10 protein-coding genes are annotated in these 15,979 nt (G+C 62.6%); 6 read left to right on the plus strand and 4 right to left on the minus strand.

The genetic code is table 11. From position 1 onward, the window contains the following. Positions 1-128: 128 nt before the first annotated feature. The 3 genes from infA to aat all read right to left on the minus strand — a co-directional run bounded on the left by infA (position 129) and on the right by aat (position 2,040). A complete protein-coding gene (gene infA, locus MQW23_RS05025; RefSeq protein ID WP_007111068.1) occupies positions 129-347 on the minus strand; it encodes a translation initiation factor IF-1 in 219 nt (72 codons plus the stop codon). A 197-nt stretch (positions 348-544) separates the two neighbouring features. Continuing rightward, a complete protein-coding gene (locus MQW23_RS05030; protein WP_252106713.1) occupies positions 545-1,279 on the minus strand; it encodes an arginyltransferase in 735 nt (244 codons plus the stop codon). 29 nt (positions 1,280-1,308) lie between these two features. Further along, positions 1,309-2,040, minus strand: coding sequence for a leucyl/phenylalanyl-tRNA--protein transferase (aat, locus tag MQW23_RS05035; protein WP_252106714.1), 732 nt, complete (start codon positions 2,038-2,040; stop codon positions 1,309-1,311). A gap of 173 nt (positions 2,041-2,213) precedes the next feature. Here aat and MQW23_RS05040 point away from each other — a divergent pair, with 173 nt between their 5' ends. Together MQW23_RS05040 and lolA are read left to right on the plus strand one after the other, a co-directional pair. Then, complete coding sequence (locus tag MQW23_RS05040) at positions 2,214-5,693, plus strand: DNA translocase FtsK (protein ID WP_252106715.1); 3,480 nt, start codon at positions 2,214-2,216, stop codon at positions 5,691-5,693. Between the two features lie 164 nt (positions 5,694-5,857). Further along, positions 5,858-6,511 (plus strand): outer membrane lipoprotein periplasmic chaperone LolA, encoded by a 654-nt coding sequence (gene lolA, locus MQW23_RS05045; protein WP_252106716.1) that lies wholly within the window; start codon positions 5,858-5,860, stop codon positions 6,509-6,511. A gap of 63 nt (positions 6,512-6,574) precedes the next feature. Here lolA and MQW23_RS05050 read toward each other — a convergent pair whose 3' ends face one another. Further along, positions 6,575-7,918: a replication-associated recombination protein A gene (locus MQW23_RS05050; protein WP_252106717.1), complete on the minus strand. Its 1,344-nt coding sequence runs from the start codon at positions 7,916-7,918 to the stop codon at positions 6,575-6,577. A 339-nt stretch (positions 7,919-8,257) separates the two neighbouring features. Here MQW23_RS05050 and MQW23_RS05055 point away from each other — a divergent pair, with 339 nt between their 5' ends. The 4 genes from MQW23_RS05055 (at position 8,258) to MQW23_RS05070 (ending at position 15,802) form a co-directional block, all read left to right on the plus strand. Next, the gene (locus MQW23_RS05055; RefSeq protein ID WP_252106718.1) at positions 8,258-8,803 is read left to right on the plus strand and encodes a hemerythrin domain-containing protein; all 546 of its coding nucleotides are present in this window, start codon (positions 8,258-8,260) and stop codon (positions 8,801-8,803) included. Between the two features lie 101 nt (positions 8,804-8,904). Then, a complete protein-coding gene (gene murI, locus MQW23_RS05060) occupies positions 8,905-9,690 on the plus strand; it encodes a glutamate racemase (protein ID WP_252106719.1) in 786 nt (261 codons plus the stop codon). Positions 9,691-9,726: 36 nt separating this feature from the next. Beyond that, the gene (gene trmA, locus MQW23_RS05065) at positions 9,727-10,830 is read left to right on the plus strand and encodes a tRNA (uridine(54)-C5)-methyltransferase TrmA (protein ID WP_252106720.1); all 1,104 of its coding nucleotides are present in this window, start codon (positions 9,727-9,729) and stop codon (positions 10,828-10,830) included. Positions 10,831-10,981: 151 nt separating this feature from the next. Beyond that, a complete protein-coding gene (locus MQW23_RS05070; RefSeq protein WP_252106721.1) occupies positions 10,982-15,802 on the plus strand; it encodes an NAD-glutamate dehydrogenase in 4,821 nt (1,606 codons plus the stop codon). Positions 15,803-15,979: the final 177 nt, after the last annotated feature.

The raw sequence follows: 15,979 nt of genomic DNA on the forward strand, positions 1-15,979 counted from the left end.
ACAGCGCCCTGTCATTGACGGGGCGTTGTCATTTTGAGGCGCCGTAAAAGAGGAGAAACGCTCGTGCCAATATGCGTAACGAAGGGGGCGGTTACGCCGGTTCAAATAAGCACGAAAGCGTTGGGCGGTTAGCGCGAACGGTAAACGATGCGGCCCTTGGAAAGGTCGTAAGGGGTCAGCTCTACCTTGACCTTGTCACCGGTCAGAATGCGGATGTAGTTCTTGCGCATTTTGCCCGAAATGTGGGCAGTCACCACGTGACCGTTTTCGAGCTCGACACGAAACATGGTGTTGGGAAGGGTATCGACAATGACGCCTTCCATTTCAATATGGTCTTCGCGTGCCATATAGGCAGATCCTCACTTATTTAATATCATCGTAGCCAGTTTAACAGATTCGCCGGCACTGTGGTTGCCAAGTACGGTGATTGGCAAGTAAAGCCGCCGCCAAATACGCGTCAACTGGCCAAATCGTTTACATGGGCTTGGTAAGCAGCGCTATATTGTGCCGCAAGGCTGGCGTCAAGGCAAAAAAGCGCGCCGTTTTAGCGAATGAGCGCACGCCAGCGGCGCCCGTCCAGCACTTCCAGCGGCGAAAACGCCTGCTTGTAACGCATTTTTCGACACTCCTCGATCCAGTAGCCCAGGTAAAGGTGGCTCAACCCCAGCTGCTGGCAACGCTCGATCAGCTTCAGGATCGCAAGCGTTCCTAGCGAGCGCCGGTCGAGCTCCTCATCTACAGCGAAGAAGGTGTAGATCGCCGATAGACCGTGCTCGAGGCGATCGAACGCGGCCACGCCGATCAATCGATCTTCCAGGTAGAGCTCCATCAGGTTGGCGTAGGGCTGGTCGAGGGTCAAAAAGGTGCGATACTGCTCCTGGCTTGGCGGATACATGTCGCCGTCGCTGTGACGCGCGCGGATGTAGTGGGCGTAGAGTGCGTAATGGGCGTTATGGTAATGAGCGGCCACGACGCGGGTCGTGACGTCGGCGTTGCGTTTGGCGATTTTGCGCTGGGTCCGGTTGGGTTCGAACTGCGCGACGGGAATGCGCACCGATTGGCACGCTTGGCAGCCTTCACAGTGTGGCCGGTACAGATGCCGACCGCTGCGGCGAAAGCCCAGCAGCGAAAGCGCGTCGTATACGCCGTGGGAGGGCGCTTCCTTGGGGTCCAGAAACAGCGTCGTCGCTTTTTGATCCGGCAGGTAGCTGCAGGCGTGGGGCACGGTCAGAAAAAAGCGTAGATCGCGGACCGGGCCGCGGAAGGCGCTGCTGCTCACGGCTATCTCCTTGAGGGTTGACGCTTGCATCAATAGGCTGAGGGTACGGCGTTCAGCCAGGGCGACGCCGGAACGACCGGGTAGTGACCGTCCAGGTCGAACGCGTTTTCCGGCAGCCACTGTTCAAGATAGCTTACGAACGTCGCGCGGGCGATGGGCGCGGCGCCCAAACGTTCCAGGTGCGGGGTATGCATCTGACAGTCGATCAGCGCGCCGCCGTTGTCCGCCATGGCGCGCGCCAGGTGTGCCAGCGCCACCTTGGAGGCGTCCGGCGTTTTCGAGAACATCGACTCGCCGAAAAATACCGGCCCCAGCGCTAACCCGTAAAGCCCGCCGACGAGTTCACCGCCCAGGTGAACCTCAACGCTGTGGGCAATGCCCAGGCCATGAAGGTGGCGGTAGGCCGCGCGCATGTCCGGGTTGATCCAGGTCTCCGGCTCGCCCTGGCGGGGCGCAGCGCAGGCGTGGATGACCGCATCGAAGTGTTGATTCAGCGTCACGCGAAAGCCACCATTGCGCAGGCGTTTGGCAAGGCTTCGCCGCAGCTTGAACTGCGCCGGTGCCAACACCATCCGCGGGTCGGGGCTCCACCAAAGCACGGGGTCGCCATCGTTGTACCAGGGGAAGATCCCGCGGCGATAAGCCTCGATGAGCCAGTCAGGGGTCAGCGCGCCGCCGGCGGCGAGCAAGCCGTTGGGCGTGTCGAGCGCGCTGGCCGACGCCGGAAAGGCGGGCAGTGGCGATGAAAGCCAGGGCAGCATGAAGGACTCCTTGTCGCCTTTGATAACAGCCTTTGTGATCGCCTCAAAAAACGCCGCCAGCGCGTTTGAACGCCAACTCGAAGCGACAAGCGCTGTGATGGCGAAAGGATGCTCGGTATGATGCAAACTCGCAAGTCGATTAACGACGCCACCAGGTGTAAAGGGAGAATCGCTTGAAAGTAAACAAGACGGTAGACAAGCGAACGCAGGGCGGGTCGCGTCGACCATCAACGTCGGCCCAGTCCACTCGGGTCAAGGCCGCCAAGGACAAGGCGCGGCGTTTCGGCCTGCGCCTTCAGGGCTCGATGCGCGAAGGCGTCGTCGTGGTACTGCTGGCGCTGTGCGTCTTTTTATTGCTGGCCCTGTTTAGCTACCAGCCGGAAGATCCGGGCTGGTCCTACCAGGGGCCGGAAACCGACGTGCACAACTGGATGGGCCCGGTCGGCGCCTGGCTTGCCGACGTGCTCTACTCGCTTTTGGGGGCGAGCGCCTTATGGTGGCCCGGCATGTTCGGCTTCGCCGCCTGGTGGCTGATGCGCTCGCGCCAGGTGCGCTTTGAAATCGACCCGGTCGCCATCGCGGTGCACGCTGGCGGGTTGGTGCTGTTGATGTTCGGCACCACCATGCTCGGCGCGCTGCACTTTTATCATCCCGACAGCATTTTGCCCTACGCCTCCGGCGGCATTCTGGGCGAGGGTTTGGTCGGCACGCTGCGCCCGCTGGTTGGAAGCGGCGGGGTAGGCCTGATTGCCGCCGCGCTCATTTTGATCGGCTTTCCGCTATTTACCGGCCTCTCCTGGCTGAACGTGGCCGATGAGCTCGGCAAGCGCTTTTGCCGTTTGGGCGCCGGCTGGCGCGCCCGTCGTGCCAAAAGCAAGCAAAAGCGCGAAGAGCGCGCCTCGATCAAGGCCGCTTCCAAAGAGGCAACGCGCAAGTTCAAGGAGCGCAACCGGCAAGAAAAAGAAGCCCGCGAGCAGCAGGAAGCCGAAGCCGACGCGGCGCGCCGGGAAGCCAGTGCGGCGGCCGGTGCGCACGCCGCACCAAAGGCCCGCGGAGGCAGCCGGCGCGAGCCGCGCATGGCGGCTTTCGATCAAAGCGAAACCACCCATACCTCGATTCCCTGGGAGGCAGCGGCCCATCACTATACGCCGCCCGCGCCGGCTTCCAGCGAGCGGGAACCTTCCGCCGAGCCCGCCCCGAGCAAGCCAACGGCGGTAAAACCCGCCCGCGCCGAGCCTACGCTCTCGACCTCTAACTCTGATGCGTTAGAAGGCACCGACGCGGCAAAGATGGCAAGCGCACCGGTCGATGAGGCGCCGGCAACGCAAGTGCCGCCCGTTGAAGAAGCGCCCGCTGAAAAGACACCGCGCGAAGACGCCCGCGCCGAACAGGCACGCACCGTGTCACGCCCGGTAGACGCCGCGCCCAGCGAGCCGATGTCTGCACGCGTCGAGGCGCCGCTTGAGACCGGGAAAACCGAGGCGCCAGCGCCGGTGACGCCGGTGCAAGCGACGGAAGAAACACCGCCTGTGCCCAGCGCCTTTGCCGCGCCCACCCAGGCCGACGAACCTGCTTCCGAGCCCGAGCCCGAGCCCGAGCCCGAGCCCGAGCCCGAGCCGCAGCCGGCGCCTCCTGCCTTCGATCCGGCGCCTTTGGAGCAGGATACGCCCATTGAGCCGGCGCCCTGGAGCACGCCATCCGATACCGACGAGGCTCCGCTGTCGCTTCGCGCGTCCAGACGCGATGAAGAGCCCGCGACCCCCGCGCGCTTTTTCATCGACGAGCCCCAGGAGGAAGACGCGCTTGATGACGAGCTTATCGATGATGAAACGTCGCCGCAGGAGTGGGGCGCCCAGCCGCGCGAGCCGCTGAGCGCCAGCGCGCCAACTTTTGATGCGACCCGGCGGGTGCCGGAAGTGGTGCCCGAGCCGGTGTGGGAAGACGACGAAGAGATCGAGCCGGCTTATGCTCCCGCTCCGGCCACAACGCCTGCACCCGCCCCGGCCGCGGTCGCGCCGAGGGAAGCGCGTCAGGAGCCGACGTTTGCTCAGGAGCGCGCGGAGCCTGAGCCGGATACCGGGCCCACGCTTTGGACCGTCGAGCACTTGCAAAACCAGCGCCCGGCGTTCGAAACCGAAGACGAGCCCGAAGGCGAGGTGCCAAGCTACCAGCTTCTTACACCGCCGGAGCCGCATCAGCCCAACTATACCGAAGAGCAGCTTAGCGACATGGCGGAGCTTCTCGAGGTGCGACTGCGCGATTACGGCGTGAAGGCGGACGTAGTCGATACCTGGCCTGGCCCCGTCATCACTCGCTTCGAGATCAAGCCCGCCCCCGGCGTGAAGGTCTCCAAGATCAGCAATCTGGCCAAGGATCTGGCGCGTTCGCTGATGGTCAAGAGCGTACGCGTGGTCGAGGTGATCCCCGGCCGGCCTACGGTGGGTATCGAAATTCCCAACCCGCACCGGGCGATGATTCGCCTGCGCGAAGTCATCGACTCCGACCGCTACCAGCAGGAGAGCTCGCCGCTCACCATGGCGCTCGGTCAGGACATCGGCGGCGGCCCGGTGGTGGCGAATCTGGGCAAGATGCCGCACCTGTTGGTGGCCGGCACCACTGGCTCGGGTAAGTCGGTGGGTGTGAACGCCATGCTGATCTCGATGCTTTTAAAGGCCACGCCAGACGAGCTCAAGCTGATCATGGTCGACCCCAAGATGCTCGAGCTTTCGGTGTACGACGGTATCCCGCACCTGCTGGCGCCGGTGGTCACCGACATGAAAGAGGCCGCTAATAGCCTGCGCTGGTGCGTCGCCGAAATGGAGCGGCGCTACAAGCTGATGGCTGCAATGGGCGTGCGCAACATCGCCGGCTTCAACGCGCGTCTTGATGAGGCCGAGCGCGCCGGCGCCCAGGTCGCGGACCCGCTATGGGAGCCGCAGCCCTGGGAGATGCACCAGACGCCGCCGGTGCTCGAGAAGCTGCCCTACATCGTGGTGGTGATCGACGAGTTCGCCGACATGTTCATGATCGTCGGCAAGAAGGTGGAGGAGCTGATTGCGCGGCTGGCGCAGAAAGCCCGCGCCGCCGGTATTCACCTGATTCTTGCCACCCAGCGCCCGTCGGTGGACGTGGTGACCGGCCTGATCAAGGCAAACATTCCCTCAAGAATGGCGTTTCAGGTGTCATCAAGAATCGACTCGCGCACGATCCTCGATCAGGGCGGCGCTGAAAGCCTGCTGGGCCACGGCGACATGCTTTACCTGCCCGCCGGCTCCGGCCCGCCGAACCGCGTGCACGGCGCCTTCGTCGACGACGACGAGGTGCACCGCGTGGTCGAGGATTGGAAGCGCCGCGGCGAGCCAGAGTATATCGATGAAATCCTCTCCGGCGGCGTCTCCGCGGATGCGCTGGCCGGGCTTGAAGCCGAAGGCGGCGACGGTGATGACGCCGAACAGGACGCGCTCTATGACGAAGCCGTGCAGTTCGTCACCGAGACCCGCAAGGCGTCGATCTCTGCGGTGCAGCGCCGCTTCAAGATCGGCTACAACCGCGCTGCGCGGCTGGTCGAGGCGATGGAAGGTGCCGGCGTGGTGTCGTCGATGGGGTCCAACGGTGCCCGCGAAGTGCTGGCCCCGCCGCCGGTGGGCCAGTAAGTGAGGCGTCAATCGTGCAACAAGCGTGAAAGTCGCGCCGCCGGTGAAACCCCGGGGCGCGATGAACGTCTGAGTGTGGACACAGGGATGTTCCTGTCCAAATATCACAACCGTTGCGGCACGCGCGTGCCGCCATTTGGCAACACTGCCTGGGGAGTAAGGTAATGAGCGATCAAGATACGCGGCGCGGTGCTTCGCTGGCGCTGACGGCCAGCGCACTGGGTTTGACCTTCGCAGCACCGATGGCGCTTGCCAACGAGGCTGCCGAGCGTCTCTCCGAACGTCTCGAGCCGCTGGAGAGCTATCAGGCATCTTTTGAACAGATGATCAGCGGCAGCGGCGGTGAGCGCCTGCAGGATGCGCGCGGTGAAATGTGGCTATCCCGCCCGGGCATGCTGCGCTGGGAAGTCGAAGCCCCGTATGCTCAGGTGGTGGTGTCCGACGGAAACGAGGTCTATCTCTATGACCCGGATCTCGAGCAGGTCACGGTGCAGGCGATGGACAACCGCGTCTCCCACACACCGGCGCTGCTGCTCTCGGGTAGCGCTTATGATCTGACCGAGAACTTCGACGTATTCTACGCCCAGGAGGGGAGCGAAGACGTGTTTACGCTCGTGCCGACCTCCAACGAGACGCTGTTCGAAGAGCTCTCCATGGTGTTCGAAGGCGAAACCCTGAGCGAGCTGATGATGACCGACAGCACCGGCCAGCGCACGCTGATCACCTTCGATGACATCGTGCAAAACGGACGCGTCGACCGCAGCCTGTTCGATTTCGAGATTCCCGAAGGCACTGACGTTATTCGCGAAACCTACTAGGGGAAACCGCCGGCCTCGGCGCTGACCTTGGCCGGCGACTTTTAAGTCACCCGTATGAGCCAATCAAACGCCGCCCGGCGTCTGGTTGGCTTCTTCGTCTCTGGCCTCACGCCAAGCCATGATCTCGGCAAAGCGCTTCTCCTGACCAAAAGTGCTCGGTTCGAAAAAGCGCGTTTTGGGCAGCGCCTCGGGCCAGCAGTCGTGGGCGTCGCCGGCCGGGTAGCCGTCGGGCTCACTATGGGCGTAGCGGTAGCCTTCGCCGTGGCCAAGCTCCTCCATCAGCTTCGTCGGGGCGTTTCTCAGGTAGCTCGGCACGTCCACCTGGGGCTGGCTCTTGACGAACGACTGCGCCGCCTTCCAGGCGCGATCGATGCGGTTGCTCTTGGGCGCGACCGACAGATGAATGGCCGCGTGGGCGATCGCCCGCTGGCCCTCATAATCGCCCAGGCGCAGGTAGGCGTCCCAGGCGGCGATCACCAGCGGTAACGCCCGCGGGTCGGCGTTGCCCACGTCTTCCGAGGCAATGGCGCACAGGCGCCTCACCACGTCCAGCGGGTCGCCGCCGCCTTGGATGAAGCGCGCCATGTACAAAAGCGCGGCGTCCGGACGCGAGGAGCGAATCGATTTGTGGATCGCCGAGAGCAGATCATAATAGGCGTCGCCCTGCTTATCGAAGGCGCTGGACTGGTGGCCGATCACATCCGCGAGCGCCGCCTTTTCCAGCACTTCCCGCTCGCCGCGCTGCTCGGTAAAGTCGCAAGCGGTTTCAAGCAGCCCCAGCGCCCGGCGCGCGTCGCCGGCGCTGGCGCTGGCCAGCGCTTGTAGCACGCCTTCTTCGAGCTCGATTGACCGCCTGCCCAACCCGCGCTCGCGATCCTCGAGCGCCTGGCGCATCACGTCGATCAGCTCCTGCTCGCTCAGCGGCTTTAAAACGTAGACCCGAGTGCGCGATAAAAGCGCCGAGTTGACCTCGAAAGAGGGGTTTTCGGTGGTCGCGCCGATCAGCGTTAGAAGCCCGGATTCGACGTGGGGCAAAAGCGCATCCTGTTGGCTCTTGTTGAGGCGATGGATTTCGTCCAGAAAGAGCAGCGTCTGCGCGCGGGTCTGGCGCGCTCGCTCGACCACCGCGCGGATCTCCTTCACACCGGCCATCACCGCACTGAGCTGCTCAAGCGCCGAGTCCGAGGCGCGGGCCAATAGCTCGGCCAGCGTCGTTTTGCCCACTCCTGGCGGGCCCCAAAGGATCATCGAGCGTACGCTTTTCGTCTCGACCATCTGGCGCAGCGGTTTATGAGGGCCGACCAGCGCCTGCTGGCCCACGTAGTCGTCCAGGTGGCGCGGGCGCATGCGAAAGGCGAGGGGGGCGCCGTCGGCGGGCGGGGCCTCGGCGCTGTCAAAAAGGTCCATGTCTTTATCCTTCGTGCGTCAGGGCGTCGAGAGTCGCCGGGTCATGCTATGGCAAAGCACGTTGCGGCAGGCTACTTTAGGACATACGCTTTGTAACGCGGTGTCTTGAAGCGGCAGGCAACGAGCTCAGCACGACCGCAAAACTGCGTTTGAGCGCTTGGCAACATGCATTGCCAAATTCTCATTGCCATCGTGTATTTACTAAAGATTGGTTGCTAAAGATCAGTTGCTAAAGATTAGTTGTCACAGTGTAGTAGACACTGCTTATCCAGCGCGTGTCCAATGCCTTGACAGGGATTTTGAAGGTAAGGCTCGACAACCACTTAAGGAGTTTGGCTCATGTTAAATCAACTGCGTCAGGACCATGCCAATATGGCGCGCATGCTTCATGTGCTACAGCTTAAGCAGAAAACGCTGGTGCAGGGCGAGCGGCCCAACTTCAAGCTGATGCGTGAAGTGGTGGACTACATCCTTGCCTACATGGACGAGTTCGCCACACCTCTGGAAAAGATCTGCGTGGAGCGCCTCGAGGAAAAAGCCTCGGAAGAGCTGCCTTTCATGGAGAAGATGGCCGAGGACTACCGCCAGCTCAAGCCGAGCCTTGCTCAACTTTCCGACGACATCGACATGATCCTGATGGATAACGTGCTGCCGATGGATCGCTTCGCCGAGGATTTGAGCACCTACCTCGACGCCCACCGAACGTATCTTCGCCACGAGCGCGAGCACCTGTTCCCGCTGATCGACAAGTACTTCACCGACGAGGATCTGGAAGCGCTTCGCCAGGCGCTGCCGGATAAGGCGCAGCAGGAGCTTGAGCGCTTGCAAAACGCCTACCCGGAGCTCTACGCCGAGCTCAACAACGCCGAGGTGCCTGACATCTGATTCCACGCGCGCCCGAGCCTTTCGGGCGTGTTAAACTCGCGCCTTTTAAACACCCAGAGAGCGCTTGTGGCTTACTCATCCATTGGCCCGGGCGGGGCGCCATGAGCGGGCCCGTCCTGATCTTCGATTCTGGCGTCGGCGGGCTATCGGTGGCCCGCTCACTTACCTCACGCCATCCCGATATTCCTGTGTGTTACGCCTGCGACAATGCCTGGCTGCCCTACGGGCTGCGCGACGACGTCACGCTTTCCAAGCGTATTCTGGCCGTATGCCAGGTGGCGGTCACTGCCTGCCAGGCCAGCGCACTGGTCGTGGCCTGCAACACCGCCAGCACCCTGGCGCTAAGCGGGCTTCGCGAGACGCTGGACATTCCGGTGATCGGTACTGTGCCCGCCATCAAGCCCGCCGCGCTTGCAAGCCGTACACGACATATCGGCCTGTTGGCCACGCGCGCCACGGTGCACCGCCCCTACACCCAGGATCTGATCGAGCGCTTCGCCAGCGACTGCGAGGTCACCAAAGTGGCCGCCGACGCGCTGGTCACCGAGGCCGAGGCCTGGCTTGCCGGTCAGCGCGTCGACCGCGCACGCCTGCTGGATGCGCTCGAGCCGCTTTGGCAGGCGGTCATCGCGTCGCGCCCGCTCGATACCGTGGTGCTTGGCTGCACCCACTTTCCGCTGTTGAAACCGGTGCTCGAAACCCTGGCGCCCCGGCCGCTTCAATGGATCGACTCCGGCGATGCCATCGCTCGCCGGGTCGTCGACGTGATGCCCCACGCCCGTGGCCCACAGGATGGGCGCTCGTTCACCACCGCCGACGCCGACCACCTCGTTCGCGGCTTCGAGGCCTTTGGTTTCAAGGCCCCGCACCGCTTGTCGCTGCCCTGAGCGCGGGCAGCGCTGATCACTTTTTAAGGAGCCCTCTTGGCCATTCCCGCTGTCGACCCCCAACGTTACGCTGAGCAGCTCGATGAAAAGCGCACCTTCGTCGAGGCGCTGTTCGCGCCGTTTGCACCGCCGGCGCTCGAGGTCTATTCGTCGCCGCCGAGCCACTACCGCCAGCGCTGCGAGTTTCGGATCTGGCACGAAGGCGACGATCTGTTTTATGCCATGTTCGAGGTCAACCCGAGTGATCCCAAGGATAAAAAGGTCGTGCGCCTGGATCAGTATCCGGTGGCAAGCGAGCGCATCAACGAGCTGATGCCGAAGCTCAGAGAGGCGTTTTTGCAAAGCGACACGCTTCGGCGGCGACTCTTTCAGGTCGAGTTTTTGACCACGCTGTCCGGCGAGGCGCTGGTCACGCTGATCTACCACCGTCCGCTCGACGAGGCCTGGGAGGCCCAGGCGCGGGCGCTGGAAAAGTCGCTGGGTATCATGATCATCGGCCGTTCGCGCAAGCAGCGCCTAGTGCTCACTCGCGACCACGTCTGGGAGCGGCTGACGGTCGATGGGCGCACCCTTGACTACCAGCAGGTCGAGAATAGCTTCACCCAGCCCAACGCCCATATCTGTCAAACCATGCTCGAGTGGGCAAGGCAGGCGACCCGTGATCAAACCGGGCGCGATCTGGTGGAGCTTTACTGTGGAAACGGCAACTTCACCATCGCGCTTGCGCGTAATTTTCGCCGCGTGCTGGCCACGGAAATTTCTCGTACGTCGGTGGCCAGTGCTAACGTTAATATCGAGGCTAACCATATTGAGAACGCGGTAGTCGCGCGGATGTCTGCCGAGGAGTTTTCACTAGCGCTAAAAGGCGAGAAAGCCGGGCGCCGGGTCGCGGAGATGAATCTCGATAGCTTCGATTTTTCGACCGTGCTGGTAGACCCGCCGCGGGCGGGGCTTGACGAGCAGAGCTGTCTTCAGATCAGCGAGTACGAGCGGATCGTCTATATTTCCTGCAATCCGCGAACGCTTGCCGAAAATCTTAAAATATTGACGCAAACTCACGACGTCGAGCGCTTTGCGCTGTTTGACCAGTTCCCGTTTACCCACCACTGTGAGTGTGGCGTGGTGCTGGTAAAGCGCTAAATGAGCATGATGCGAGTACGGCATACTCCATAAGCAAGTTGGCAGATGGTTAGAGAGGAGTGAGCTGCTACAGTAAGCTAACGGAAATCGTGGCCCCAAGGCCGATTATTGTTCGTTTTGGCCCCACCGGCCCAGGCAATCGAGGTGATGGATGCACAACGTTGCGAGTGTTGAGAGTCGACAAGACCTTTTGAAACAGCTGCAGGAGCGCCTGGAAGCGCGGCTGGAGCCGGACCGGGCGGCGTGTATCGAAGCGTTCGCCCGCCACTTTTACGCCACCGTCCCGGTGGAGGATCTTGTCGACCGCCGTCTCGACGATCTTTACGGCGCCACGCTTTCGATCTGGCAGTTTTTGCTGCACCACGACCCGCAAAGCCCGAAAGTGCGCATCTTCAACCCTGATTTCGAAGAGGACGGCTGGCAGTCGCACCACACCTTCGTGGCGGTACTGCACGAGGACATGCCATTTCTGGTCGACTCGGTGCGCATCGAACTCAACCGCCGGGGCTTGACCGTTCACGCGATTCAAAACGCCGTGTTCGCCGTCGCCCGCGACGGCCGCCACCATCTCGAGGCCCTGACCACGCCGCGCGACGAAAACGCCCCGGAGGCGCGGGAGTCGCTGATCGTCATCGAAGTGGATCGCCACAGCGACCCGCAGGCGCTGTCGAACATGGAAGAGAAGCTTCATAACGTGCTGCGCGACGTGCGCACCGCGGTGCAAGACTTCGACCCAATGCGCCATCAAATCACCTCGGCCATTCAGGAGCTCGAGAAGAACTGCCCGCCGCAGCTCGACCCTGACGACCACGAAGAGGCGATCGCGTTTCTCGAGTGGCTCTTGAAGGACAACTTTACCTTTTTGGGGTACGACGAGTACTACCTGAAAGACGGCGAGCTCGAGCGCGACCCCAATAGCGTGCTGGGCGTTTTCCGCCTAAACCAGACGCGCTATCGCGAGCGTATCCGTACCGAAGAGGGCGTCGACGAAAGCGGTTTCGTGCTGGTGCCGCAGCTTCTGTCGTTTGCCAAGAGCGCGCATCACAGCCGCGTGCACCGCCCCACCTACCCGGACTACATCACCGTTGACCGCTACGATGACGACGGCAACGTGATCGGCGAGCGGCGCTTTTTCGGCCTGTTCACCGCCACGGTGTACAACGAGTCGCCGCGTAACATCCCGCTTTTGCGCCGCAAGCTCAAGGCGGTGATGGATATCGCGGGTTTCAACCCGCGCGGCCATAACGGCAAGCAGTTGCTGCAGATTCTGGAAGTCTTCCCGCGCGACGATCTTTTCCAGATCGATACTGAAGCGCTTGCTGAAACGGCGCTGGGAATTCTCAATATCCGCGAGCGCCGTCAGGTGCGCCTGTTCATCCGCACCGATGTCAGCGGCAAGTTCTATTCATGCCTAGTGTTCGTACCGCGAGACGTGTTCTCCACCGACCTTCGCCAGCGCATCCAGACCATGCTGTGTGACGAGCTTGATGCCCGCTTTGGCGATTTCAACACCTACCTTTCCGAGTCGATGCTGGCGCGCATCCAGCTCATTTTGCGTTTCAAGGGCGACGCACCCACCCAGTACGATTTAAAGCGGCTGGAAAATAAGGTGGCCAAGCTTGCGCGCAGCTGGCGCGACGAGCTTTTCGACGCCATGAATGAAGGCTTCGGCGAAGAGCGTACCAACGAACTAATGGAGCAGTTCCAGCAGGCGTTTTCGGCAAGCTACCGAGAGGACTTCAGCGCCCGTACGGCGGTGTTCGACATCCAGCATCTGCTGACGCTGCGCGGGGACAAGAAGCTGTCGCTGTCACTCTACCGGCCGATGGAAGAGCAGGCCGGCGGCATGAACCTGAAGCTCTACCACCGCGATAGCCAGATTCCGCTCTCTGACGTGCTACCGATGATGGAAAACCTCGGCCTGCGTGTGCAGGGCGAGCGCCCCTACGATATCAATAGCCCCCACGCGCGCTACTGGATCCACGACTTCGAGCTCGAACATTCGCGCACCGGGGTCGACATGAGCCAGATGCGCCACATCTTCAGCGAGGCGTTTCAGCGCATCTGGGCAGGCCAAGCGGACAACGACAGTTTCAACCGGCTGGTGCTCGGCGCCGGGCTCGATTGGCGCGAAGTCGCCATGCTCCGGGGCTACGCGCGCTATCTCAAGCAGATTCGCTTTGGCATGTCCCAGGATTACATCGCCACGACGCTTGCCAACTACCCTTTGATCACCCAGAGCTTGGTCGAGCTATTCAAACAGCGCTTCGACCCCGAGGTCGAGTCTCACGACACCCAGGCCTGCGAAGCACGCCTTGTCGAGCACCTGGACGGCGTAGCAAGTCTCAGCGACGATCAGCTCTTACGGCGCATCATGGAACTGATCAAGGCAACGCTTCGCACCAACTACTATCAGCGAACCGAGGCAGGCGAGTTCAAGGATTACATCGCCTACAAGCTCGAACCCACGAAAGTGACCGGCATTCCCAAGCCGCGGCCGATGTTCGAAATTTTCATGTGCTCGCCGCGGGTCGAAGGCGTTCACCTGCGCGGTGGTAAGGTCGCGCGCGGCGGGCTGCGCTGGTCCGAGCGTCTCGAGGATTACCGCACCGAGGTGCTGGGGCTGATGAAGGCGCAGCAGGTGAAGAACTCGGTGATCGTACCGGTAGGCGCCAAGGGCGGTTTCGTCTGCAAGCGCATGCCGGAAAACGCCGACCGCGAAACCGTGCAGAACGAAGGCATCGCATGCTACCAGATCTTCATCCGCGCGCTGTTGGACGTGACCGATAATCTCGAAGGAAGCGAGGTAGTGCCACCGCAGAACGTGGTGCGCCATGACGAGGACGACACCTATCTGGTGGTCGCGGCGGACAAGGGCACGGCATCGTTTTCCGACTACGCCAACGCGATCTCGCTGGAGTACGGCCACTGGCTCGGCGATGCTTTCGCCTCCGGCGGTGCCAACGGCTACGACCACAAAAAAATGGCGATCACCGCGCGTGGCGCCTGGGAGTCGGTCAAGCGCCACTTCAAGAACCTGGATCTCGACACCCAGCGCGACCCCTTTACAGTGGTCGGCATCGGCGATATGGCCGGCGACGTGTTCGGCAACGGCATGCTGCTTTCCGACAAGATCCAACTGGTCGGTGCGTTCAACCATCTGCACGTTTTCGTCGACCCCAACCCGGATACCGACGCCTCCTTCGCCGAACGACAACGCATGTTCGACATGGGTCGCTCGAGCTGGGAAGACTACAGCCAGGAGCTGATCTCCCAGGGCGGAGGCGTGTTCAGCCGCAGCGCGAAGTCGATCACGATTTCCGAGGAGATGGCCCGGGTCTTTGGCATCGAGGCCGACAAGCTCTCGCCCAACGAGCTCATCAACGCCATGCTCAAGGCGCGGGTCGATCTGATCTGGAACGGCGGTATCGGCACCTACGTCAAAGGCTCCGAGGAGACCGACGCCGACGTTGGCGACAAGGCCAATGACGGGCTTCGCATTAACGGTTGTGAGCTCAACTGCCGCGTGGTGGGCGAGGGCGGCAACCTCGGCTTGACCCAGCGCGGTCGTATGGAGGCCGCGGCGAAAGGCGTGCGCGTCTACACCGACTTCATCGACAACGCCGGCGGGGTGAACTGCTCCGATCACGAGGTCAACATCAAGATCCTGATCGACGAGGTGGTTAAGCGCGGCGACATGACCGAGAAGCAGCGCAACGAGCTGCTCGCCGAGATGACCGACGAGGTCGCCGAGCTCGTGATTCTGGATAACTATCGCCAGACCCAATCGATCGATCTCTCCGAGATGCTCTCCCGCCAGGGCTCCGGGCCTTACCGGCGTTTTATCAGCGAGCTCGAAAGTGCCGGTCAAATCGATCGCGAACTCGAGTTCCTGCCCTCGGACGAGGTGCTCAAGGAGCGCGCCAGCAACAACGAAGGCATGCGCCTGCCCGAGCTCTCGGTGCTGACGTCCTACGCCAAAAGCACGCTCAAGGGTGATCTAATCGAGTCCAACGTGCCGGACGACCCCTACATCGACCGCCACCTCGAACGCCTGTTTCCCTCGCTGTTGGTCGAGCGCTACCAGACGGAAATGTACGAGCACCGCTTGAAGCGTGAAATCGTCGCCACCCAGGTCGCCAACGACCTGGTGGATCACATGGGCGTAGTGTTCATTCGCCGGCTGATCGATTCTACCGGAGCGGGCCGCGCGGACATTACCCGCGCCTATGTCATCGCCCGGGACGCCTTCAACTTCAATGAGCTATGGGGTCAGATCGAGGCGCTGGACAACCAGGTGCCCAACCGCGTCCAGTACTCGATGATGCTCGATTTGATGCGCCTGATCCGCCGCGCGACGCGCTGGTTCGTGCGTCTGCACATGGGGCTCTCCACCCAGGATGCGATCGAATACTTCCGCCCGCGGCTGTCGCAGCTTCAGGAGAGCATTGGCGAGCTATTGAGCGGCGAGGAACAAAAGCAGTGGCTCAAGCGCCGCGACGAGCTCATCGAACAGGGCGTACCAGAGGCGCTGGCCTCGACGGTGGCCGGCGCGCCCAATCTTTACGGCGGGCTCGGTATCATCTTCGCTGCGCGCAGCACCAATGAAAAACCCCAGCGCGTGGCTGAGGTGTTCCACGAAATCGGCAGCCGCCTGGAGCTGCCCTGGATGACGCGTCAGGTGACCCAGCTTGAGGTGCGCGATGCCTGGCAGGCCCAGGCGCGGGAAACCTTCCGCGACGACATCGACCGCCAGCAGCTGGCGCTGACCATCAGCGTGCTCAACATGGACGCCGGCAGCCGCGATACCCAGGAGCTGGTGGATGAGTGGCTCAAGCAGCACGCCGACCTTCACCGCCGCTGGCGCCGTTTGCTCGAGGAGGTGCGCGGCGGCACCGAGGGCGGCTTTGCGCTCTTTGCGGTGGCCGTGCGCGAACTCGTCGATCTGGCCGAAAGCGGTAGCGAAGGCTAGGACGCCCGCTCGCTTGACCCGGCGCGGGGGGGGGGGGGGGGGGGGGGGGGGGGTGTGGGGGGGGGGGGGGGGGGGGGGGGGGGGGTGTGGGGGGGGGGGGGGGGGGGGGGGGCGAAGGGGACCCGCCCCCCCAACAGAAGGAGCCGGCCGGGCGTGGGGTCAAGAGAGGACGTTCTC

This window comes from Halomonas sp. S3-1-1 (assembly GCF_023757625.1).
GTDB lineage: Bacteria > Pseudomonadota > Gammaproteobacteria > Pseudomonadales > Halomonadaceae > Vreelandella.

Bases quoted from the DNA above. Each gene is read 5' to 3' on its own strand.
- MQW23_RS05055 (WP_252106718.1), top strand. From the start codon at position 8,258: ATGTTAAATCAACTGCGTCAGGACCATGCCAATATGGCGCGCATGCTT.
- infA (WP_007111068.1), bottom strand. From the start codon at position 347: ATGGCACGCGAAGACCATATTGAAATGGAAGGCGTCATTGTCGATACC.
- murI (WP_252106719.1), top strand. From the start codon at position 8,905: ATGAGCGGGCCCGTCCTGATCTTCGATTCTGGCGTCGGCGGGCTATCG.
- aat (WP_252106714.1), bottom strand. From the start codon at position 2,040: ATGCTGCCCTGGCTTTCATCGCCACTGCCCGCCTTTCCGGCGTCGGCC.
- MQW23_RS05070 (WP_252106721.1), top strand. From the start codon at position 10,982: ATGCACAACGTTGCGAGTGTTGAGAGTCGACAAGACCTTTTGAAACAG.
- lolA (WP_252106716.1), top strand. From the start codon at position 5,858: ATGAGCGATCAAGATACGCGGCGCGGTGCTTCGCTGGCGCTGACGGCC.
- MQW23_RS05050 (WP_252106717.1), bottom strand. From the start codon at position 7,918: ATGGACCTTTTTGACAGCGCCGAGGCCCCGCCCGCCGACGGCGCCCCC.